The following is a 22,258-nucleotide window of genomic DNA, read 5'->3' on the forward strand; positions in this document are numbered from 1 at the left end:
AAATCCACCTCGAAACCCAGGTCAGATGCCACTCGAGTGGTCGTCTCGCAGCATTGCTCGGTACGAATCCCACTGATCCACAGCCGGGTGATACCACGATCGCGCAACCAGGCCTCCAGTTCGGTATCGGTGAAGGCATTATGCACATTCTTGTGGAACGTCACCGCGGCCGGGTCCTCGAATCCTGACAGAGGATAAATGAGCCCATGTTCAGGATCGAAGGGACCATCACTCCCCGGCTCCTGATGGAAGATACGTACCAGCGGCACTCCCCGTTCACGGGCCAGGTCCAGCAGGGACCGCTGAGCATCCTGCCACGGGCCGGTCGACTCAGGCGTCCAATAGTCACGTGTAGTGAAAGAAGCTTGTACATCGACAAGAAGCAATGCCGTGGACATGAGCGTCTCCTAAGGGGTAGCAATGAAAGGAGCCACCACTCTAGCCGCTGAACTCGCCATCACCGAGGGGGCATTCGGACCCTGAGCGGACAATTTCGGACATCCTGCCGAAGTCTGTTCACCAACCCCGCTGAAGGCTGTCCATCAACCCCGCTGAAGGCTGTCCATCAACCCCGCTGAAGGCTGTTCATCAACCCCGCTGAAGGCTCCTGCCCCCCCTGACACAGGCTTAGCCATCATATCGGCATATGAAAAGGGCGCCCCCTGAGGATGCGCCCTGAAACTCACTCGATCCATTCAGCCCTGTGGATCACTCCTCATTGAGGATATCGATACGATTCGCTCTGCGCTCCGCCTGCACGTTCTCCAGACCTTCGAAATCGAACAACTCACGATCGGCCAACTGCGACGGAGCAACATTGGTCACTGCCTTGAACATGGTTTCCAGGCGCCCTGGGTGCTTGGCTTCCCACTCTGCCAGCATTTCCTTGACCACCTGACGCTGCAGGTTAGGTTGGGAACCACACAGATTGCAGGGAATGATGGGGAATGCCATCTGTTCAGCGTAGGAGGCGATATCCGCCTCACGGCAGTATGCCAGCGGGCGGATGACAATGTTCTTGCCATCATCGGACAGCAATTTCGGCGGCATCGCCTTGAGGCTGCCAGCGAAGAACATGTTGAGGAATAGCGTCTCGAGGATATCCTCGCGGTGATGCCCCAGGGCGATCTTGGTCGCACCGATCTCTTCGGCAAAGCCATACAACGAGCCCCGCCGCAGGCGCGAGCACAATGCACAGGTTGTCTTGCCTTCGGGGGTCTTTTCCTTGACCACCGAATAGGTGTCCTTTTCCAGAATGTGGTAATCCACGCCTATGCCCTCGAGATATTCGGGCAACACATGCTCGGGGAAACCCGGCTGCTTCTGGTCCAGGTTGACCGCTACCAGAGAAAAGTTCACCGGAGCATTACGCTGCAGGCTACGCAGGATCTCGAGCATGGTATAGCTGTCCTTGCCGCCGGACAGGCAGACCATGACCTTGTCACCTTCCTGGATCATGTTGTAGTCGATGATCGCATTACCGACCTGCCGGCGCAGACGCTTCTGCAACTTGTTGAACTCGCGTTTCTGCTTCGCCGTGGGTTCATTGTCTGCTGCTGCCGGTACATGTTCCTCGGCGGCGGCATCAACACCAGCCACGGACGCGGGCACCTCCAACAGAGTAGAGGAAGGATCAAACAGTTCGGCGGGAGACGTCGCTGCGGACACGGTAGCTGCGGACATGGTCGGAGAACATCGGCTGGAAAATGAAGGGGCGCCATTCTATCACTGCCCTGGCTTTCTCGCGAAATAATGGCGTATGCAGGCATTTGACATCCCGCGGCATCCATTTAATTTTCTGGCTCCTCAGACAGTTAGGGAAGCGCTGAATAAATTGGCGAGCATGCTCAAGCGGCTATGTTCGTTCCCGACGAACAATCGCACTTCCCACATCCATGTGGGTCGCAAGGCGCCCGGAGCACAGACTCGAAGCGAAGCGGAGAGAACATCCTTCAGGATGGCCCCGAAGGGGTGAGAAACCGCAGGTTTCGAGTCAACCGGAGCCTATGGGGTATAGGTGAGGATTCCGACCGGGCTGGCGTACCAGCACCGCGCAACGCAGCGATTGAGTAGCACAGACATTTATGCAGCGTTTCCTTAGATCAGGCCCAGCACCAACACATACCTCACCACAACCCCCAGCAACAACACGACAATACCTGCGCGTTGCCAAACATGCTCTCTACGCTCAAGCATCAGGCGTTTCTCCCAGAAACGCACCACAGCACGAAAATCCCGGGTACGACGGACATACTGGAAGTAGGCAAACAGCACCATGCCCAGGCCTGACAGCAGCAGTACGGGCTCAACGACGGAAAGCACTTCAGCCAGGCTCATGGGACTTCTCCAGCAGGGCACCAGCCTGTAAACGTACATGCATCAGTGCTGTTGTCACCGCATCACCAAGAGCCGTGTGTCGTCCCATCACGGGCACATCCAGTTGACTGGCTACCTTCTCGAACTCCGGCTGAATGATCAGTTCGGGATGGCTGCGCCGCATGTGCTTGCGGTATTTCTGGGCCACATCCACCACCGCATTGGGTAACGAGAACCCCAGGTGGGCCTTGAGGTATCGATCAAGGATGGCCAGATCAAAGTCGATGCACCAGCCTACCAAGGGCCGGTTGCCGATGAAGTCGAGCAACTGCGATAGCGCTTCCTCGATGTCCAGACCATCATCCAGGTCCATCTCACGCAGGTGATGAATGCGAATGGAGTCCCCGGTCAGCGTCTCGGGCTTGGCCAGGCGCAAATCGAGGGACTCGCTGGTCAGTACTCGATCATCACGTATACGCACAGCCGCGATCGATACCAGCTCCGCTGTCCTGGGGTCCAGCCCGGTGGTCTCGCAATCGAGGGATACCAGTTCGTTGCCGGTATAGGGGTTGAACAGCCAGGCATAATCACCATTGGCCTGGCGACGGCGGTCAGCAACGCGTCTTAAAGCTCGCAGCATAGGGGTCTCTCCCAATCGTGATAGCCATCCTTGCAAAGGCGAGTCAGCACTCATGCATACTCCAGGTGATAGCGGTGCGATAGCCTTGCCTTGAACTCCTTGACGATATGCAAGGCTTCTCGCAGCATGTCCCGCTCCAGCGATGACAATTTCTGCACCACGACCTTGTCATCCGCTTCACTGGCATCATCACCATGTTTCCTGGCCTCGAGTTGCGCACGTAGGCGCAGCTCACTGAACAGCGCATGAGCCTCGCCCAGATCTTCCGCTGTCTCCCTTTCTATCCGCCCATCCGCCACCAGAGCATCCAGGCGCCCAAGCGTCGATGTGGCTCTTATTCCTCGTTCCAGTGCCATGGTGCGTACACCATGAACAATGGGAAAAATGCCTCCTTTCTTGATGTCGATGCCATGCTCTGGCTTCTTGAGCGTACCGAACAGGGTCAGAGGCGTAGAAAAACGCAGCACTCCCCTGGCGAAATGGGTCAGCAACAGCTCGTTGCCTCGGGTTTCTTCAATCAATACATCGCGCAGATGAGCGCTCAGGCGCAGATCACCGGCCACTCCATCCGCATCCAGCAGAATCGCCAGGCGCATCAGACTGTTCGCATCCAGACGTTCGACCCAGGAGCGAATGCGTTGCCGCCATTGCACCAATGTCCCCACCCAGTCGGGATTCGAGATCATGATATTGCCGGGACAGCGCGGATAACCCAGATCAGTGAGCACCTCCGTGAAGCGCTGCGCATCTTCTCTCAAGCTTGACCAGTCATGGCCATCGGCCAGGATCAGTGCATTGTCCTGGTCAGTCTTGAGCATCTGTTCCCCCCGACCTTCACTACCCATGACCAGCAGGCAGGCCGCTTGGCGATGTTGTTCCCCCATGGTGAAGTCCCAGGCTTTGCTGACAATGCGGCCATTGAGAGCGGCCAACATGCCCATGGCAAAACGCATGCGTACGCCCTGGGCCAGCAATGCCTGAATCAGTTCCGGAGTACGCTGACTCGCCCGGCTCAAGTCCTGCAGGCTCTGGGCCTGCTCCACTTGCAGGCTGACCACATAGCTGCGGCTGGAAAAGAAGCTCAGTACATCAGTGAGTTCCACTACGCCCACCAATGCCCCGTCTTGCATCACCACGACTCTGGCCACCTTGTGCCGGGTCATTTCAATCAGCGCTTCAAACAGATACTGGCTTTGCTCCACAGCCACCAGGCGCAGGTTGGCGATATCTGCCACAGCACTGGTTGGCGGGCGTCCAGACACCACCAAGGCTTCGAGCAGATCGGTCTTGGTGATCATGCCAAGCCCCTCCGGCTCTTCCACCAGCAGGCTATCGGCCTGGCTGTCGCGTAAGGTCTTTACGGCCTCATCAATACGCGTGGTATGACCGACCACCAATGGCTCACGCATGCATTCACTGACTTTTGCCAGCATGAAGCCTGCCAGCGTGATACCACCTTCCGAGCGGCGTTCGGCCAACATGCGCGTCTTTTCTGTCAGGCGCTGACGGAAGTACTCGGCGAAGACCGGATTGCTGTCACATAACGACAGGAACAGCTCTCGCGGCATTAGATAACAAAGGCTTTCCTGTTCGGCGACAAAACGATAGCGACTGCTGCCATTGAGCACGCTGATGGCACCGAACAGATCTCCCTTGGTGTAATGACCAATACGGGCTTCCCCTGGCCCGCTTTCAGGATCCAGCTCCGCGACTTCGCCCTTGAAAATGACAAAGACGAACTCGCCGGACTGACCAGCTTCGAGAATCACTTCATCACGCGAGAAATACACCAGGTCGAGCCCCGCACGAACGCGCTCTTGCTGAACATTGTCGAGCAAGGAGAATGGTGGCTCGGACAGGTCGATGTCGACCATGATGCCCTCCTGCGGCTACCCCAAGCCCGCCTCCGGCCCTTGGGCCGGAGGCGGGTCATCCCTGGATGAAAGAAGTTCCCTTCCTTCTGTGTGGTCAGTGAGCGTGGGCCACACCTGCTCCGCGTGGCACACGTACATGCTCGACCAGATCCTGAATCTCCTCGGGCGGTGCTTTCGTCGCACGAGACACCACGAAGGCCACGATAAAGTGGAAGATCATGCCCAGAGTCCCGATACCCTCAGGCGAGATGCCGAACCACCAGATCGAAGGATCCGTGTTGATGAACTTGGTGTAGACGATATAGCTGAAGGTGAAGGTCAAACCCACGATCATGCCGACAATGGCGCCTTCACGGTTCATGCGCTTGTCGAAAATTCCCATCAAGATGGCCGGGAAGAACGATGAAGCCGCAAGACCGAAGGCAAAGGCCACCACCTGGGCAACGAAGCCTGGCGGATTGATACCGAAATAACCCGCGATGACAACCGCTACCGCAGCGGCAGAGCGTGCTGCAATCAGCTCACCTTTCTCGCTGAGGCCGGGATTGATCTGCTTCTTGATCAGGTCATGCGATACCGCCGCTGAAATTACCAGCAACAGACCCGCTGCCGTGGACAGTGCCGCAGCGATACCGCCAGCCGCCATCAACGCGACCACCCAGGCTGGCAATCCACCGATTTCAGGGTTGGCCAAGACAATGATGTCGCGGTCGATATAGACTTCACCTGCACTCTCTGTCGGAGTGTTGGTGATCACCCGCTCACCATGCTCACCTCTGGCGCCATCGTCGAACGTCGGTTTGCCCTCGAATGGGTCTCCTGCCCCCATCTGCACCTTTCCATCACCATTCTTGTCCAACCAGCCGATCAGGCCGACGCCTTCCCAGCTCTTGAACCAGTTGGGAATCTCCTCATAGGAAGTTTCATTCACCGTATCGATGATATTGGTTCGTGCAAACACACCAACTGCCGGGGCAGTGGTATACAGCAAGGCAATGAAGATCAGCGCCCAGCCGGCACTGATGCGTGCATCACGCACACGCGGCACGGTGAAGAAGCGCACGATGACATGAGGCAGGCCTGCCGTACCGCACATCAGTGCCGCAGTGATGAAGAACACATTGATCATCGGCTGGCTGCCATCGGTGTAGGGTGTGATACCCATTTCATCGAGCAGACCATCGAGGCGATCAAGAATGTACTGGCCTGTGTCATTGCCAGCAGCATCTATATAAGTGGAACCAAGGCCCACCTGGGGCAGGATATGGCCTGTCATCATGATCGACAGGAAAATCGCCGGCACGATAAAGGCAGTGATCAGCACGCAATACTGCGCCACCTGGGTGTAGGTGATGCCTTTCATCCCACCGAGAACAGCGTAGAAGAACACGATGACCATACCGATGACGACACCGACATTGACATCCACTTCAAGGAAGCGGGCAAACACGATCCCCGTTCCTCGCATCTGCCCTGCCACATAAGTGAAAGAGACAAAGATCACGCAGATGACCGCAACGGTGCGGGCCACGTTGGAGTAATAACGGTCACCGATGAAATCAGGCACCGTGAACTTGCCGAACTTGCGCAGATAGGGGGCCAGCAGCATCGCCAGCATCACATAACCACCGGTCCAGCCCATCAGGTAAACCGAAGCATCGTATCCCAGGTAGGCAATCAGGCCAGCCATGGAGATAAAGGACGCAGCTGACATCCAGTCAGCAGCAGTCGCCATGCCATTGGCAGCAGGATGAACCCCTCCACCAGCGACATAGAAGTCCTTGGTCGAACCGGCACGAGACCAGATGGCAATACCGATATAGAGCGCGAAGGAGGCCCCCACGAATATATATGTCAGCAGCTGTACATCCATAAATTGCTCCCTTGATTGACATTATTGTTAGGGGAATCACTGCTCGTGGACATCGAACTCTTCATCCAGCCGATTCATTTTCCAGGCATAGAAGATGATCAGACCAATGAAGCAATAGATAGAACCCTGCTGAGCAAACCAGAAGCCAAGCTTGAAACCGAAGAAGCGGATCTCATTAAGCTGATCGACCAACAGAATTCCAAAGCCATAGGACACGACAAACCAGACGATCAAACAGCTGATGATCACTCTGAGGTTACGTTTCCAGTAGGCCTGTGCGCTCTTGTCTAGCATAAGGCTACCCTCATAAAGATGGTTTAATCACTAATTGCCACCTTAAAGACGGCAATTAAGCTTGAATCAAAGACTAGCCAAGAGCCCGCATTCGTATAACGAAAACTTTAGTCGAAAGCGTTGAATGCAGCGCAACACATGTTATGAAAACAATGAAAAATCATAAAGATACATTAAAATTTAAAATACTATCCAATGGTCTATCGATACAAAGGTGCAATGCACCATAGTCGAATTGCTAGATGTACATTATTAATTTCTAAACAAACATACTGTGACCAATATTCGACAAAAGGCGACAAGTAGCATCTTGCCTACCTCTATCAACAATCACTTGACCGAAACGACTGACCTGACGTATCGGCTTTTTTCCGAGACGCGCTGCAATAGCGTAGAATGGCCGCTGATGTCGAGGAGATGCCCATGTTCGTCGGTTGGCTGTTGATTCTTGTCTCTCTGCTATATATCGCTGTACTGTTCGCCATCGCCTGGCGTGGCGACCGCCATGCCCGCAAGCAAGGGGCCAGTCAGCGTCGCCCGCTGGTCTACAGCCTGGCACTGGCCATCTACTGTACCTCATGGACATTTCACGGTGCCGTTGGTCAGGCCGCCACTTCCGGCTGGTCCTTCGCCAGTATCTTCGTTGGCCCGATTCTGACGTTCCTGCTGTTCTGGCCGGTACTGGCAAAGATGGTACGGGTTGCCAAGCATCAGAACGTCACTTCCATCGCTGACTTCATCGCCTCACGCTACGGCAAGACCCAATCCCTGGCGGCCTTTGCCAGCCTGGTAGCCTTGATCGGCACCCTTCCTTACATCGCCCTGCAGTTAAAGGCAGTGTCGACATCCTTTACCTTACTGACCAGCGCTTCGGACATTACCCGGGCCCCGCTGTTCGGAGACACGGCCTTTTATGTGGCCATTGTCATGGCCATCTTTGCCATTCTGTTCGGGACCCGTCATACAGATGCCACCGAACACCATGAAGGCCTGATCCATGCCGTCGCTTTCGAGTCATTGGTCAAGCTGGTGGCCTTTCTGGTCCTGGGTGCCTATGTCACCTGGGGCATGTTCGATGGCCTCGGCGACTTGCTGTCCCGCGCCAACACCCAGTTGGAACTCCAGCGTCAATTGGAGCAACAGGATTTTGGCCAGAGCTTCTGGGCCCAGACACTGCTGGCCATGCTCGCGGTCCTGTGTCTGCCCCGCCAGTTTCATGTCACGGTGGTGGAAAATACTCACCGCGACGATGCTGCCCGGGCTCGCTGGATGTTCCCCCTGTACCTGGTGGCCTTTGCCTTCTTTGTGCTCCCCCTGGCGGCTGCCGGTCTGACACTATTTGCTGACACCGACATTTCTCCGGATACCTATGTATTGATGCTACCGGTATCCGCCAATCAGACCTGGCTGACCCTGCTGACCTTCATCGGTGGATTCTCTGCCGCCACGGGCATGGTCATCGTCGCGGCGGTGGCGGTCTCGATCATGATATCCAACGAGATCGTCATACCGGCCCTGTTCCGCTTACGCTGGTTTGATACCAAGGCCAGGGATTATGGCCGCCTGGTACTGCGCGCACGGCGAATCACCATCGCTGTCGTGCTGGCCATGGCTTATGTCTTCTATCAGTTGATCGGTGAGTTCACCTCACTGGCCTCCATCGGCATGCTGTCCTTCGCCGCCGCGGCCCAATTTGCCCCAGCCGTGATTGGCGGCCTGTACTGGAAACGCGGCAATCGCCTCGGGGTCATCGTCGGCATGAATGCTGGCTTTGCCATCTGGGCCTATACCCTGCTGCTGCCTGCCATGATCCATACTGGGGTTCTGCCCCATGCCTGGCTGGACGGCGGCCCTCTGGGCATGTCCTGGCTTTCGCCCACGTCTCTGTTCGGCCTGCGCATCGGCGACAGTTTCACTCACGGCGTCATGCTGTCCCTGGGCGTCAACCTGTTCGCCTATATCTTCATTTCGCAGATCACTCCTCAGCGCGTGGTGGAGCGTATTCAGGCATCGTTGTTCGTCGATAGCGTCGAGACCCGCCAGACATCGGTCAATCGTCCCTGGACCGGGGCCACGACGGTGGGCGACCTCAAGGTCCTGTGCCAGCGCTTTCTCAGCGCCTCTCAAGTGGATCGTGCTTTCAATGACTATGCCCGGCGTAACGGCAAGGCCCTGGAGGACAACAGCCGTGCCTCGATCGACGTGATCCAGTTCACCGAGCGCTTCCTGGCGTCGGTGCTCGGAGCATCCTCCGCACGCATCGTGGTCAACTCCGCCCTGCAGGGTCGCGGCATCGGGATTTCCGATGTCATTTCGATCGTCGATGAAGCCTCGCAAGTACTGGAGTTCAACCGCGCCCTGCTCCAGGCCACTATCGAGAACATCAATCAGGGCATCAGCGTGGTGGACCAGAACCTGCGCCTGGTGGTCTGGAACCAGCCTTATCTGGAGCTGTTCCGCTTCCCCGACCATTTGATCCGGGTCGGGGCGCCCATTGACCAGATCTTTCGCTACAACGCCCACAATGGAGAATATGGCCCCGGCGATCCCGAGGAGCATGTTCAACTGCTGCTGGACAATATTCGCGAGGGGCAGCCGCATCGTTATGTGCGCTATCGTCAGGACGGCAGTGTGCTGGATGTCCAGGGCAACCCCATGCCCGGTGGCGGGTTCGTCTACACCTACCAGGACATCACCCAACAGAAGCGCACCGAAGAGGCCCTGATCCGCTCGGAAAACAATATCCGTATCTATACCGACAATGTGCCGGCCTTGATTGCCTACTTCGATCGCGAGTGCCGCTACCTTTTCACCAACCGAGCCTATGAACAGGCCTTCGGCATCGACCGGAACGATGTCATCGGCAAGCCCATCCATCAGGTGATGACCGCCGAAATGGCTGACGAACGCATGCCCTGGATTGAGCAGACGCTTCAGGGAGAGCGGGTAACCTTCGAAGTGTCTCTATCAGGCGATACGACTCGCTATATGCTGGTGACCTATACCCCGCACTTCGGCGAGAGTGGCGCCATCCTGGGTTTCTTCTCTCTCTATCAGGACATCACTGAACGGCGTCTGGCGGAAATCGCCCTCAAGGAAACCAACGAAACCCTGGAAGAACGGGTGCGCGAACGTACCCAGGCGCTTTCCGAGGCCAACGTCGCCCTACGTCAGGAAAACCGCGTGCGAGCCGAAGCCGAGCAGGCGCTGCGCCAGGCCAAGCAGGTCGCGGAAGATGCCAATGCCTCCAAGACCCGCTTCCTCGCTGCGGCCAGCCATGACCTGCTACAGCCATTGAATGCTGCTCGTCTGTTCACCTCGGCCCTGTCCCAGAACATGGATGCCGAGGATATGAAGCGCACCATTGGCCATATCGACAGCTCCCTGCAATCGGCCGAGGAGTTGCTCAGTACCCTGCTCGACATCTCCAAACTGGATGCTGGCGCCCTGACTCCACGCCGTAGCCATTTCGCACTGGGCGACATCCTGAGACCGCTGCAGGCCCAGTTCGCCGTCATGGCCGAAGACCGGGGCCTGGACCTCAGGATGGTAGCGACTCAGCTATGGGTAGACAGTGACAGCCAGATGCTCCGCCGCATCATCCAGAACTTCCTGTCCAACGCCATCCGTTATACCCAGGAAGGCCATGTCTTGCTTGGTGTACGCCGCCGTGGAGAACGCATATTGGTCGAGGTCTGGGACTCTGGCCCCGGCATCCCAGAGGCCAAGCAATCGGAAATCTTTCAGGAGTTCCGTCGCCTCGACCAGGCCACGCGACACAAGGAAAGCGAGAAAGGGCTGGGCCTGGGGTTGTCGATCGCTGACCGCATGAGCCGGGTTCTCGATCATCCCATCCAGGTACGCTCCTGGGTCGGTATCGGCACCGTATTCTCGGTCAGCGTACCTCGGGTCGAAGCGCGCGAGACAACGGCCGAGACAGACACAAGCCCCGTACGCAAGGCCGGCAACAAGCTGGCTGGCAAGCGTATCCTGTGCATCGACAATGAAACGCTGATTCTGGAAGGCATGAAGGCCATGCTGTCAGGCTGGGGATGCGAGGTGTTCACGGCCACATCCATCGGTGGTGCAAAGTCGGTACTACGCCACCTGGGCAGTGACCCGGATGCCATTCTCGCCGATTACCACCTGGATAATGAGGTCACCGGCATCATGGCCCTGGATGCACTGGCTGAACGCCTCGAGGATGCCGTACCAGGCATTGTCATCACCGCTGATCGCACGGAAGAAGTTGCCGAGGAAGTCCGCCGCAGCGGTTTCCAGCTATTGCTCAAGCCCGTGCGCCCCGCGGCCCTGCGTGCCCTGCTGACGAGGACACTGCAGGCCAGCAAGGCACCGCAATAGCGTGAGCCAACCGGATCATGTGCCGCAGAACGTTCTCAACACCCGTTCTGCTGGCCGTGGGGGCTGAAGGAAACCTGGGTCATCAGGCGTGGAGAAGGGCTGAGTGACAGCTTCGAGCAGGCGCTCGAAAGGCGTGAAATCATCGTCATCCGCTGCCGCTCGAATGACCTTTTCGATCAGATGATTGCGTGGAATGACCAACGGATTGGTCGCCTCCATCTGGCGCTGAATCTCGCTTTCCGTCAGCACCTCTCGAGCCAGGCGCTGACGCCAGCGAGGCAACCAGGCCTCCAGCGCCTTGGCGCCTTCTCCCTGGCCATTGACACCGGTGTCATCGCTGAAGCCGGCCCTCAGACTGGACTCTGGTGTCGCGTCACTATCGGGCGAGATAGCCTTGGCCAGATGCCGGAAGGTCAAGGTGAAATCAGCGCCAGCCTTGTCCATGGCATCCAGAAGGGCTTCGCCCAACGCCAGATCATTCCCATCTGCTATCTCGCTGGAAGCACTCAAACCCAGCTTGGCCCGCAACACCGTCGTCCATTCCTGTTGATAGATGTCGCTGAATGCCACGATCGGCTTGGTCGCCAGCTCAATGGCCTTCTGCTGATCCTCGTCGATCAACGACAGCAGGGTTTCGGCAAAACGCGCCAGATTCCATTGCGCAATGGGTGGCTGATTGATCCAGGCATAACGCCCGCCTTCATCAATGGAACTGAACACCGTGCGAGGGTGAAACTCGTCCATGAAGGCGCACGGGCCATAATCGATGGTCTCGCCAGAGATCGCACAATTGTCGGTATTCATCACGCCATGGATAAAACCCAGCCCCTTCCACTGCGCGACCAGGCGCGCCTGGCGGGCAACGACTGCTTCCAGCAGGGCCAATGCCTTCTCTCTCCAGGAAGCTTGCTGAAGATCATCCAGCAGATTGGGATAATGGCGCTCGATGGCCAGGTCGACCAGAAGCTCCAAGGCTTCCCGGTCACCGCGCACGGAAAAATACTGGAAGGTGCCGACACGCAGATGACTGCTGGCGACCCGGGTCAGCACGGCTCCCGGTTCGGGCAGTTGACGAAGCACCCTTTCGCCGGTGGACACTGCTGCCAATGCCCGGGTGGTCGGCACCCCAAGGGCATGCATGGCTTCGGAAACCAGATACTCGCGTAATACGGGCCCCAGCGGAGCACGGCCGTCGCCACCGCGTGAAAAGGGAGTGCGCCCAGCCCCCTTCAGTTGCACCTCGTATAGCCCGCCATTGCGATGTTTCAGCTCGCCCAGCAGCAGCGCCCGGCCATCACCAAGCTGGGGCACAAAATTGCCGAACTGGTGGCCTGCATAAGCCGCGGCAACGGGCTGAGCGCTCTCAGGCACAGCATTGCCAGATAATGCTTCTGCGACACGTTTCCCATCGAAGGCATCGAGATCAAGCCCCAACTCTTCGGCCAGGGCATGATTGAAGGCCAGTAAACGCGGGGCGGTTACCAGTGTCGGCTCACACTCGGCGCGCATGCGAGACGGCAGGGAAGCATAACGATGGTGAAAAGCGGGAAACATGGTGGGCCCCATCAGGTAACAGCGGATTCTTTAATGCGTGCTCTTTGACGTGAGACAGTATCAGTTGGTCGCAACATCCGCACGCCGCTCCATCTCTCTCACACTGGCCACAAAGTCACTGAAGCGCTCGCCCTGGATCAGGACATGATCACGCAGTGTCTGCTCAGCCTTTTCGGCATCACCTGCTTCTATGGCAGCAAGAATCTCGCCGTGTTCATTCAGCGAACTCTGCATGCGGCTACGCACCTGAAGCTGCAAACGCCGGTAGGGTTTCAAGCGTTGCTTGAGCGAACGGGCTTCATCGGCGAGAAAGGCATTGTGACTGGAGGCATAGATACAGGCGTGAAATTCCTCGTTTTCATAGTAATACTCATCGCTGTCCCCTGACTCGCAGGCCTCTCGACAACGCTCATAGGCCTGGCGCAGCCCGGTCAGTTCCTGTTCGGTGATGCGCCGCGCTGCCAGCCGACCACACATGCCTTCCAGTTCGGCCATTACCTCGAACATCTCGATCAGTCGATCCAGCCCGACCCGAGCAACGAATGTCCCTTTCTTCGGCGATACCGTGACCAGCCCACTGGCCACCAGTTGCTGGATAGCCTCACGCACTGGCGTGCGGGACACATTATAGAGACGGCACAAGGCTTCCGGATCCAGTCGCTCTCCCGGCGCGCGACGTCCATTGATGATGTCATCCTCAAGCGAATCTCTCAGCCGCTGGGCATTGGACGGTTTCTTGCTCATGCCTCTTCTCCTGGCTCCTGACATCCCTGCATCCAAGTGTTGTCCTGATGAGGTCGAAAAACCTGTGAGGCACTACCTGTACCTCATGGTTCACCACCTTGGTCTAACCCTCGGCGTTTGACACTGATATACACAAGGTCTATTGAAGTATACATCAGCATGCCTGATGCATTTTCACTTCAGTGAAAGATACAACAATAACACCCCTTTCCAGGAGTCACTCCGATGAAACGCCAAGCTCCTATCCCAACCGCAGCTATCTCAACCACGTCTGTCTCAACCACTTCTGTCTCAACCTCTGCTACCTCGGCCATTTCTATCTTGATCATTGCGGGCTTGGCATTGACAGCCCCTGCCCTTGCCACAGCAGAGACGGTACTGCGTGTCTCCCACCAGTTTCCCGGTGGCAAAGGCGATGTCCGCGACGAAATGGTCCAGTTGATGGCCAAGGAAGTCGCAGCCGCCGATGTCGATCTCAAGTTGCAGGTGTATCCCGGTCAGTCACTGTTCAAGGCCAATGAGCAATGGAGCGCGTTGGTACGTGGCCGCCTGGACATGACGTCATTACCCTTGGACTATGCCAGCGGCCGGCATCCAGAGTTCTCCGCCACCCTGATGCCGGGCCTGGTGAGGAGTCATGAGCGTGCCGAGCGTCTCAACGACTCTGAATTCATGGGCATGATCAAGGAAGTGATTCAGGATGCCGGCGCCCGGGTCCTGGCCGACGCCTGGCTGGCCGGAGGATTCGCCTCCAGCAAGCAGTGCATCACCTCGCCGGATAGCGTGAAAGGCCAGACACTGCGTGCTGCGGGCCCTGCCTTCGAGGATATGCTGAGCGCTGCCGGAGCCTCCATTTCTTCGATGCCTTCTTCCGAAATCTATACCGCGATGCAAACCGGCGTGCTGGACGCCGCCAACACATCGTCTGGTTCTTTCGTCTCCTATCGCCTCTATGAGCAAGCTACCTGTCTGACGGCACCCGGCGAGAACGCGCTATGGTTCATGTACGAACCCATTCTGATTTCCGAGCAAAGCTGGAGTCGGCTCGACGAAGCACAACAGCAGGCACTGATCGACGCCGGCGAGAAGGCCGAAGCCTATTTCTCTGAACAGGCAGCGGAGCTCGATCAGAAAATGATCGATGTGTTCAAGGAAAATGGTGTCGAAGTGGTGGAAATGTCGCCCGAGGATTACCAAAGCTGGCTCGATATCGCTCAGCAGAGTGCCTACAAGAATTTTGCCGAGAACGTCGACAATGGCCAGGCACTGATCGACGCCGCACTGGCGGTGGAGTGACACCACAGGGTTGGCAGCCTCTGGCACGACTTGCTGTCAGCCCACCGACAAGAAGCAGGCTCCTGCCCGAGGCTGCTGACAATGGTCATGAGTCATAGTTTGTCAGCGGTTTCGCCCTGGAGCCTTGCCGCTGCTACCTACGGAGGTTGCATGTCCCACTCCACCTCTGGCCATGCCCAGTCGACACATCCCGGCGGTCACGGGCAGTCCCGTGAGTGTCGTCTGATCAATGCCTATTGCCGCCTGATGGACCGTCTGTCGATTGCGGCAGCGGTCCTGGCCGCAACCCTGCTGGGCCTTGGTGTACTGGCGGTCTGCCACATGATCTTCGTCCGCTACATACTGGGCGCAAGCACCAGTTGGCAGACCGAGTTCTGTGTCTTTTCCATTTCCGCTGCCATGCTGCTGGGGGCTCCCTACGTGCTGCTGACAGGTGGTCATGTGGCGGTCACCGCCCTGCCTGACATTCTGCCGCCATTACCTCGCTTCGTCATGAACCTGATCGCTTCACTGGTCGGCCTGGGGTTCTGCATTGCCCTGGCCTATGGCGCCTGGCGGTATCTTCTCGAAGCCTGGCACGCAGGCTGGACCACCGGCACGGTGTGGAATCCCCCGCTTTGGCCAGCATTATTGCCCATTGCCCTGGGCGCAACGTTGCTCGTGACCCAGTATCTCGCGGAGATTGCACGTGTCAGGCTCTTGCCATCCATCACAGACAAGGAGGCACGATGACATGGACCCAGTGACCAGCGGTATCTTCATCGTTGTCGTATTGTTCCTGCTGATGGCCATTGGCACGCCGATCGCCTTCGCCTTGGGCGGTGTGTCCCTGACCGCCCTGGTCATGACCCGCGGCATGGGTGAACTGACCTATTTCGGCGAAACCTTCTACGGCAGCCTGGCTTCCTTCAGTTTTGTGGCCATCCCCATGTTCATCCTGATGGGGGCCGCCGTTGCCTCCTCTCCCACCGGGCGTGATCTCTATCGGTCGCTCGATCTGTGGCTGGGCAAGGTGCCAGGTGGTTTGGCAATTTCCAATATCGGAGCCTGCTCGATCTTTGCTGCACTCTCCGGCTCCTCACCCGCGACCAGTGCCGCCATCGGCAAGCTGGGCATTCCGGAAATGCGCAAACGCGGCTATCCCGATGGTGTGGCGGCCGGCAGCATCGCGGCAGGCGGCACCCTGGGCATCCTGATTCCGCCTTCGGTAACCATGATTGTCTATGGCATATCCACGGAAACGTCCATCGGCCGCCTGTTCATTGCCGGGGCCGTGCCCGGCATCATGCTGGCGTTGCTGTTCATGATCTGGACGCTGATTGCCTGTCGCATGGGGGGTTATGGCGCACCCAGCGCCACAATGGAGGCCGCCTCTCGACTCAAGAATCACCTGCAGGACAATGTGGAGGGGAACCTCAAGGCGCTGGTGCGCGTGCTGCCTTTCCTGGTCGTGGTGATGTTGATCCTGTTCGCCCTGTACGGCGGCGTCGCCACGCCATCGGAAGCAGCAGGTGCCGGGGCCTTTCTGTGTCTGGCACTGGCCATCCTGGTCTACCGCATGTGGCAGGTGAAGCCACTGAGCGGCATCATGCGCGATGCCCTGCGTGAAAGTGTGATGATCATGTTGATCATCGCCTGTGCCGAAATCTTCGCCTATACCCTGTCGTCACTCTTCATCACCCAGACCGTGGCCGAAGCAATTGCCTCGCTCGAGGTCAATCGTTGGGTGCTGATGGCACTCATCAACGTGTTTCTGCTGGTCGCAGGCTTCTTTCTGCCGCCCGTCGCTGTGATCGTGATGACGGCCCCCATTCTGTTGCCGATCATCGTCGCGGCCAACTTCGACCCTTACTGGTTCGCCGTGATCCTGACCATCAACCTGGAAATCGGACTGATCACCCCGCCGGTAGGGCTCAACCTGTTCATCATCAAGGGAATCGCGCCCGATATTTCCCTGCGCGACATTCTGCTGGGCAGCCTGCCCTATGCCCTGTGCATGGTGCTCGGCATCATCCTGCTGTGTTTCTTCCCGGGCATCGCCCTGTGGTTGCCAGACCTGATCATGGGCGCCGGCGGTTGAGCCGCCCGGTGCCGCCAATGCTCCGGATGGGGAAAGGAACTGATTGAGGAAAGGAGACGGAATAAAGCCAGGAGCCAGAATCATGACAGAGACACAGCAAAGCCAAGGAGCCAGATACCATGAACTTCAGCTTTCTTCAGGAGCTGCTCAGCAACATTACCCAGCGCGACGCGCTTCTCCGACGACGTGGAAGCACAGGAGCCATTCATCATCACCAAGTCGTGGAGGCCTGCCGCCGCTTGCTTGACAGCGATGGTGAAGCTTCCAGCATCAACCTGGCCAGCCAGGCTCTGAATGGCTACGCCCAGCTCGACGACGATGGCAAGAGCCGTTTCTTCCGCTGCCTGACCGAGGATTTTGCCGCCGACCCTTCTGCCGTCGATGCCGCCTACGAAGCCTACAAGGCCACTCGCGGCAATACCGAATTACAACACCTGAATGAGGCCAGCGAACCTCAACGCCAGGAACTGCTGCGTCGTCTCAATCTCACGGCAGGCGGCACCTACGACCTGGTGCGCATGCACGCGGACCTGCTCTCCCTGATTCGTGCTGAACCAGAGCTGAGCCCATTGGATGCAGACTTCATTCACTTGTTCACTTCCTGGTTCAATCGTGGCTTCCTGGTGCTCAAGCGCATCGACTGGAACACACCTGCAGCCATTCTGGAAAAGATCATCCACTATGAGGCCGTCCATGAAATCTGCGACTGGAATGATCTACGCCGCCGCCTGGATGCCCGTGACCGACGTTGCTTTGCCTTCTTCCACCCAGCGACTGGCGATGAGCCCCTGATCTTTGTCGAGGTGGCCCTGACCAAGGGCCTGCCGGACCGTATCCAGCCGATACTCGATGCCAATCACGCCGCCATTGATGCCGAAGATGCCGACACGGCGGCCTTCTTCGGCATCAGCAATTGCCAGATGGGGTTGCGCGGTATCTCCTTCGGCAATTTCCTGATCAAGCAGGTAGTCCAGGAACTGAGCAGTGAACTGCCCGGACTCAAGCACTTCGTCACCCTGTCCCCCGTGCCGGGCTTTCGTGCCTGGCTTGATCAGCAGCGTGAGGAAAAACGATTCAACGAAGAGATCCACCACGTCCTTGATGATCTCGACCAGGATGGCTGGCAACAGGACGACGAGCGCCTCAAGGCTCTGGGTGACGTGATTCGCCCCCTGGCGGCTTACTATCTGACCAAGCAGCGCAACTCTCATGGTCTGCCGCTCAATCCTGTCGCCCGCTTCCACCTGGGCAACGGCGCACAGCTGCACCGTATCAACTGGCCAGGCGATGTATCGCACAAAGGCATCACCCATGGCGCAGGCCTGATGGTCAATTACCTCTATGTACTTGACGACATCGAACGCAATCACGAGCAATACACCACCGATGGCAAGGTGGTCTGCTCGTCGACGGTACGTGACCTCAGCCGTCGCGCGCGCAAGCATCTCAAGGGAGAACCCGTTACATGAACCACAATCTCTTTGCGACTTTCGAACGACGTATGGCAGCCCGAGGCCAGGCTCCTTTTATTACGACAAGGAAAGACATCACGACAAGGGAAGGTCGCGACTATTCCTATGCCGATGCCCTCGATGTCAGCGCCAGACTGGCCGGTGCCCTTGTGGCCATGGGCGTCACTCCCGGCGACCGGGTTGCCGTTCAGGTCGACAAGAGCCCCGAGGCGATTCTGCTGTATCTGGCCTGTCTCAAGGTCGGTGGTGTCTACCTACCGCTCAATACCGGTTATACCGCCGAGGAAATCCGCTACTTTCTCGGCGATGCCGAACCGGCCTTGTTCGTATGCCGTCCAGCAGCCCTGGAGGCCGCCCGCGCGGTGGCTGCCGCGTGCGGCGATGTGCGCGTCGAAACCCTTGGCACAGCGGCTGATGGCAGCCTGATGGAGGCAACGGCCCAGGCCACAGCGCACGACACCATCATCCCTCGCGCCAGCGATGACCTGGCGGCGATTCTATATACCTCAGGCACTACCGGCCGTTCCAAGGGCGCCATGCTGACCCATGCCAACCTGGGCTCCAATGCAGCATCACTGGTCGAAGCCTGGCGTTTCACCGAGCAGGATCGCCTGATCCATGCCCTGCCCATCTTTCATACCCATGGCCTGTTCGTTGCCTGTAACGTCATTCTGATGGCCGGGGCCAGCATGCGCTTCCTGCCCAAGTTCGACGTCGACGAGATCTTCGAGGAATTGGCCGAAGGCACAACCATGATGGGCGTTCCGACCTTCTATACCCGTCTGCTCAAGGATCCGCGCCTGACCCGCGAAGCCTGCGCCAATATGCGCCTGTTCACCTCGGGTTCAGCACCATTGACGGCAGAAACCCACCAGGATTTCGAAGCCGCTACAGGTCACGCCATTCTCGAGCGCTATGGCATGACCGAAACCAACATGAACACCTCCAACCCTTATGATGGCGAACGCATTGCCGGTACTGTCGGCATGCCATTGCCGGGGGTGGAAGTTCGCATCACCGAGCGCGACAGCGGGCACCATGAACCTTTGCCCCAGGGCCAGATCGGCATGCTCGAAGTGCGTGGTCCCAATGTGTTCAAGGGCTATTGGCGCATGCCGGAAAAGACCCGGGAAGAGCTGCTGGAAGACGGTTTCTTCATTACCGGTGACCTGGCCCTGATCGACGAACGCGGCTATGTACAGATCGTCGGTCGCGACAAGGACCTGGTGATCTCCGGCGGCTACAACGTCTACCCCAAGGAAGTGGAAAGTCATATCGACGAAATGAAGGGTGTGGTGGAGTCCGCCGTCATTGGCTTGCCCCACCCGGATTTTGGCGAAGGCGTCACTGCCGTCGTCGTTGCCGAGGAAGGCGCAGCACTTCAGGAAGATGCCATCATCGCGGCTCTGGCCAACAAGCTGGCCAAGTACAAGCAGCCCAAGCGGGTGTTCTTTGTCGACAGCCTGCCGCGCAATACCATGGGCAAGGTGCAGAAGAATCAGTTGCGCGAACAGTTCAAGGCAACCTATCAATAAGCCCTGTCTTGATGCCCATCGCACAGCGCTCTATAGGGCATTTCATATAGAGCGCTTCACTCCCCCTCGCCTTGATGGAATGAAGGTGTAGTTCAGTACCGGTGTCGTCACTATACGAACCACTGCCTTTAGCGATTCAGTTCCGATTCCGGCTAGTCTTGCCAGCGTAGCGGGATACACTGCTATCAGAACACGGCTATCAGAATCACGTATCTGGAGGCACTTTTATGTCTTCCTCGATCGCCCTGGCCCCCGATCAATGTCGACGCGCTCGACTGGCCAGGGATGCTCGCTTCGATGGACGCTTTTTCGTCGCGGTAGTCACGACCGGCATCTATTGCCGCCCTATCTGCCCGGCGAAAGCGCCCCTGGAGCGCAACGTGCGTTACTTCGATACGGCGTTCGCCGCCGCAGAAGCCGGCTTTCGCCCCTGCCTGCGCTGCCGCCCCGACAGCGCGCCGGGCTCACCGGCCTGGCGCGGCACCGATACGACACTCCGCCGTGCATTGCGCCTGATCGATGAAGGAGCACTGACGGATGGCAACATGACCCAACTGGCCGAGCGCCTCGGGATAGGGGAACGTCACCTGCGCGGGCTGTTCCAGCGCCGCTTCGGTGTCTCCCCAAAATCGTATGCGCTGCATCGTCAGTGCCTGTTCGCCAAGCAATTGCTGCATGAAACTCAATTGCCCATCACCGAGATTGCCTTTGCCAGTGGCTTTTCCAGTGTGCGTCGCTTCAATGACACCTTTCATTCACGCATTGGCCTGTCCCCACGGGAAGTGCGCCGACAATTGAAAACACACGACACGCCAGGCATCGAGCTCAAGCTCAGCTATCGACCACCCTACGCCTGGAAAACCTTGCGCGATTTCTATGCCCAACGTTCGATCGAAGGACTGGAGTGGGTTGGCGACAATTATCTGGGGCGGCATTTCCAATGGGGTAACGCTTCGGGAAAATTCACGGCCTATTTCGATGAGCCTGGGCCAAACAATGAACCAGGCCAGCGCAATGGATGTCATGCCATGCGTGTCGAGCTGACACTGGATGACCTGCGTCAACTGGCTCCCATCGTCGCCAATATCCGCCGTATCCTCGACCTGGATGCAGACCCCGAGGTTATCGCAACCGCCATCGAGCCAGCTATTGAGCGTTCGGCAACAGATGGGCTAGCCAAGCCATCCCTGGTGAGTGGATTGCGCCTGCCCGGTATCTGGTCGCCTTTCGAAGCCAGGATACGTGCCATTCTCGGACAGCAGGTCAGCATCGTCGCAGCACGACGCCTGACCCAGACGCTGGTGAATACCCTGGGCGAACCCGCCAGCGACGGTGGTCGTTATTTCCCCACACCCAGCGCCATTGCCCAGGACGACCTGGCATTTCTCGGCATGCCACAACGCCGCCGCCAGACCCTGAAAGACCTGGCCACCGCGATCATGAATGAGCGAGATAGCGAGAGCATTTCGGGTATCGGCCCCTGGACTCGCGACTACGCCCGCCTGCGCGGCGACTCGGATCCCGATGTCTGGCTCCCGGGCGATGCCGGGGTGAAGCGTGCCTTGAGACAGCTGCCTTCCGTCGATCCGGAAAGTGCCACACCATGGCGCAGTTACCTGCTACTTCAACTATGGAATCTCGATCATGAGCATCAAGTCCGCTGAATACGACATGCTGAACCAATGCGCCGGTCTCGATATCTACTATCCTCCTGAAACCGCTGCGCTGGGCTGCTTGGTCATCGCCGCCAGCGACAACGGCATCGTACATCTGGACTTTACCGACGAAGAGCATGTTCAAGCCCTATCCCCTCGCCCCAACGAACATACCGAAACCTGCAAGACGCAACTTGGCGAATATTTTCAAGGCAACAGAAAGGACTTCGACCTCAGCCTGGACGCCGCCGGAACCGACTTCCAGCGCCAGGTATGGCAGGCCCTGACCACCATTCCCTACGGCGAAACCCGCAGTTACGCCGAAATTGCCGAAGGACTTGGCCGCAAAGGCGCCCAACGCGCCATCGGCATGGCCAATGGCCGCAACCCCATTGCCATCGTCGTACCCTGCCACCGCGTCATCGGCAGCGACGGTCGCCTCACCGGCTACGCCGGCGGCATCGGCCGCAAGCAATGGCTGCTCGCCTTCGAAGCTGGAGAAGTGCCGCTGGGGTTGTGTTGATGAACCCAGGCCAGAAAGCAAAAGAGGACATCTGAATTCA

17 protein-coding genes are annotated in these 22,258 nt (G+C 58.0%); 8 read left to right on the forward strand and 9 right to left on the reverse strand.

The window, feature by feature from the left end; translation table 11 throughout:
• From Q1K07_RS19150 to Q1K07_RS19180, 7 genes are all read right to left on the reverse strand, one after another.
• Positions 1-398 (reverse strand): isochorismatase family protein (locus Q1K07_RS19150; protein WP_300314847.1); only part of this gene is annotated, 398 nt, incomplete at its 3' end.
• 310 nt (positions 399-708) lie between these two features.
• Positions 709-1,683 (reverse strand): tRNA 2-thiocytidine(32) synthetase TtcA, encoded by a 975-nt coding sequence (gene ttcA / locus Q1K07_RS19155; RefSeq protein ID WP_300314850.1) that lies wholly within the window; start codon positions 1,681-1,683, stop codon positions 709-711.
• Positions 1,684-2,097: 414 nt separating this feature from the next.
• Positions 2,098-2,337, reverse strand: coding sequence for a hypothetical protein (locus Q1K07_RS19160; protein WP_300314853.1), 240 nt, complete (start codon positions 2,335-2,337; stop codon positions 2,098-2,100).
• Positions 2,324-2,956, reverse strand: a complete 633-nt coding sequence (locus Q1K07_RS19165; protein WP_300314856.1) for a 3'-5' exonuclease — start codon at positions 2,954-2,956, stop codon at positions 2,324-2,326. The genes Q1K07_RS19160 and Q1K07_RS19165 overlap by 14 nt, the downstream gene beginning before the upstream one ends.
• A gap of 50 nt (positions 2,957-3,006) precedes the next feature.
• Positions 3,007-4,830, reverse strand: coding sequence for a DUF294 nucleotidyltransferase-like domain-containing protein (locus Q1K07_RS19170; RefSeq protein WP_300314857.1), 1,824 nt, complete (start codon positions 4,828-4,830; stop codon positions 3,007-3,009).
• Between the two features lie 94 nt (positions 4,831-4,924).
• The gene (locus tag Q1K07_RS19175; protein WP_300314859.1) at positions 4,925-6,703 is read right to left on the reverse strand and encodes a sodium:solute symporter family protein; all 1,779 of its coding nucleotides are present in this window, start codon (positions 6,701-6,703) and stop codon (positions 4,925-4,927) included.
• 36 nt (positions 6,704-6,739) lie between these two features.
• Entirely contained in the window at positions 6,740-6,997 is a 258-nt protein-coding gene (locus Q1K07_RS19180) for a DUF4212 domain-containing protein (RefSeq protein ID WP_300314862.1), read from the reverse strand.
• A gap of 423 nt (positions 6,998-7,420) precedes the next feature.
• On the opposite strand from Q1K07_RS19180, the gene Q1K07_RS19185 reads away from it, so the two are divergent.
• A complete protein-coding gene (locus tag Q1K07_RS19185; RefSeq protein WP_300314865.1) occupies positions 7,421-11,359 on the forward strand; it encodes a NahK/ErcS family hybrid sensor histidine kinase/response regulator in 3,939 nt (1,312 codons plus the stop codon).
• A gap of 15 nt (positions 11,360-11,374) precedes the next feature.
• Here Q1K07_RS19185 and Q1K07_RS19190 read toward each other — a convergent pair whose 3' ends face one another.
• Complete coding sequence (locus Q1K07_RS19190; protein WP_300314867.1) at positions 11,375-12,913, reverse strand: YdiU family protein; 1,539 nt, start codon at positions 12,911-12,913, stop codon at positions 11,375-11,377.
• Positions 12,914-12,973: 60 nt separating this feature from the next.
• Positions 12,974-13,657, reverse strand: coding sequence for a GntR family transcriptional regulator (locus Q1K07_RS19195; RefSeq protein WP_300314870.1), 684 nt, complete (start codon positions 13,655-13,657; stop codon positions 12,974-12,976).
• 225 nt (positions 13,658-13,882) lie between these two features.
• Here Q1K07_RS19195 and dctP point away from each other — a divergent pair, with 225 nt between their 5' ends.
• The 7 genes from dctP to Q1K07_RS19230 all read left to right on the forward strand — a co-directional run bounded on the left by dctP (position 13,883) and on the right by Q1K07_RS19230 (position 22,218).
• A complete protein-coding gene (dctP, locus tag Q1K07_RS19200; protein ID WP_300314873.1) occupies positions 13,883-14,953 on the forward strand; it encodes a TRAP transporter substrate-binding protein DctP in 1,071 nt (356 codons plus the stop codon).
• A 150-nt stretch (positions 14,954-15,103) separates the two neighbouring features.
• Positions 15,104-15,685 (forward strand): TRAP transporter small permease, encoded by a 582-nt coding sequence (locus Q1K07_RS19205; protein ID WP_366945096.1) that lies wholly within the window; start codon positions 15,104-15,106, stop codon positions 15,683-15,685.
• A 1-nt stretch (position 15,686) separates the two neighbouring features.
• Positions 15,687-17,033 (forward strand): TRAP transporter large permease, encoded by a 1,347-nt coding sequence (locus Q1K07_RS19210; RefSeq protein ID WP_300314876.1) that lies wholly within the window; start codon positions 15,687-15,689, stop codon positions 17,031-17,033.
• 119 nt (positions 17,034-17,152) lie between these two features.
• Positions 17,153-18,502 (forward strand): malonyl-CoA decarboxylase, encoded by a 1,350-nt coding sequence (locus tag Q1K07_RS19215; protein ID WP_300314879.1) that lies wholly within the window; start codon positions 17,153-17,155, stop codon positions 18,500-18,502.
• The gene (locus tag Q1K07_RS19220; protein WP_300314882.1) at positions 18,499-20,040 is read left to right on the forward strand and encodes a malonyl-CoA synthase; all 1,542 of its coding nucleotides are present in this window, start codon (positions 18,499-18,501) and stop codon (positions 20,038-20,040) included. The genes Q1K07_RS19215 and Q1K07_RS19220 overlap by 4 nt, the downstream gene beginning before the upstream one ends.
• Positions 20,041-20,267: 227 nt before the next feature.
• Positions 20,268-21,704, forward strand: coding sequence for an Ada metal-binding domain-containing protein (locus tag Q1K07_RS19225; RefSeq protein WP_300314884.1), 1,437 nt, complete (start codon positions 20,268-20,270; stop codon positions 21,702-21,704).
• Positions 21,685-22,218: a methylated-DNA--[protein]-cysteine S-methyltransferase gene (locus Q1K07_RS19230; protein ID WP_300314887.1), complete on the forward strand. Its 534-nt coding sequence runs from the start codon at positions 21,685-21,687 to the stop codon at positions 22,216-22,218. Before Q1K07_RS19225 ends, Q1K07_RS19230 begins: the two co-directional genes overlap by 20 nt.
• Positions 22,219-22,258: the final 40 nt, after the last annotated feature.

It is taken from the genome of Halomonas sp., assembly GCF_029263665.1.
Taxonomy (GTDB): domain Bacteria; phylum Pseudomonadota; class Gammaproteobacteria; order Pseudomonadales; family Halomonadaceae; genus Halomonas.

Bases quoted from the DNA above. Each gene is read 5' to 3' on its own strand.
- ttcA (WP_300314850.1), bottom strand. From the start codon at position 1,683: ATGTCCGCAGCTACCGTGTCCGCAGCGACGTCTCCCGCCGAACTGTTT.
- Q1K07_RS19160 (WP_300314853.1), bottom strand. From the start codon at position 2,337: ATGAGCCTGGCTGAAGTGCTTTCCGTCGTTGAGCCCGTACTGCTGCTG.
- Q1K07_RS19165 (WP_300314856.1), bottom strand. From the start codon at position 2,956: ATGCTGCGAGCTTTAAGACGCGTTGCTGACCGCCGTCGCCAGGCCAAT.
- Q1K07_RS19170 (WP_300314857.1), bottom strand. From the start codon at position 4,830: ATGGTCGACATCGACCTGTCCGAGCCACCATTCTCCTTGCTCGACAAT.
- Q1K07_RS19175 (WP_300314859.1), bottom strand. From the start codon at position 6,703: ATGGATGTACAGCTGCTGACATATATATTCGTGGGGGCCTCCTTCGCG.
- Q1K07_RS19180 (WP_300314862.1), bottom strand. From the start codon at position 6,997: ATGCTAGACAAGAGCGCACAGGCCTACTGGAAACGTAACCTCAGAGTG.
- Q1K07_RS19185 (WP_300314865.1), top strand. From the start codon at position 7,421: ATGTTCGTCGGTTGGCTGTTGATTCTTGTCTCTCTGCTATATATCGCT.
- Q1K07_RS19190 (WP_300314867.1), bottom strand. From the start codon at position 12,913: ATGTTTCCCGCTTTTCACCATCGTTATGCTTCCCTGCCGTCTCGCATG.
- Q1K07_RS19195 (WP_300314870.1), bottom strand. From the start codon at position 13,657: ATGAGCAAGAAACCGTCCAATGCCCAGCGGCTGAGAGATTCGCTTGAG.
- dctP (WP_300314873.1), top strand. From the start codon at position 13,883: ATGAAACGCCAAGCTCCTATCCCAACCGCAGCTATCTCAACCACGTCT.
- Q1K07_RS19205 (WP_366945096.1), top strand. From the start codon at position 15,104: ATGTCCCACTCCACCTCTGGCCATGCCCAGTCGACACATCCCGGCGGT.
- Q1K07_RS19210 (WP_300314876.1), top strand. From the start codon at position 15,687: ATGGACCCAGTGACCAGCGGTATCTTCATCGTTGTCGTATTGTTCCTG.
- Q1K07_RS19215 (WP_300314879.1), top strand. From the start codon at position 17,153: ATGAACTTCAGCTTTCTTCAGGAGCTGCTCAGCAACATTACCCAGCGC.
- Q1K07_RS19220 (WP_300314882.1), top strand. From the start codon at position 18,499: ATGAACCACAATCTCTTTGCGACTTTCGAACGACGTATGGCAGCCCGA.
- Q1K07_RS19225 (WP_300314884.1), top strand. From the start codon at position 20,268: ATGTCTTCCTCGATCGCCCTGGCCCCCGATCAATGTCGACGCGCTCGA.
- Q1K07_RS19230 (WP_300314887.1), top strand. From the start codon at position 21,685: ATGAGCATCAAGTCCGCTGAATACGACATGCTGAACCAATGCGCCGGT.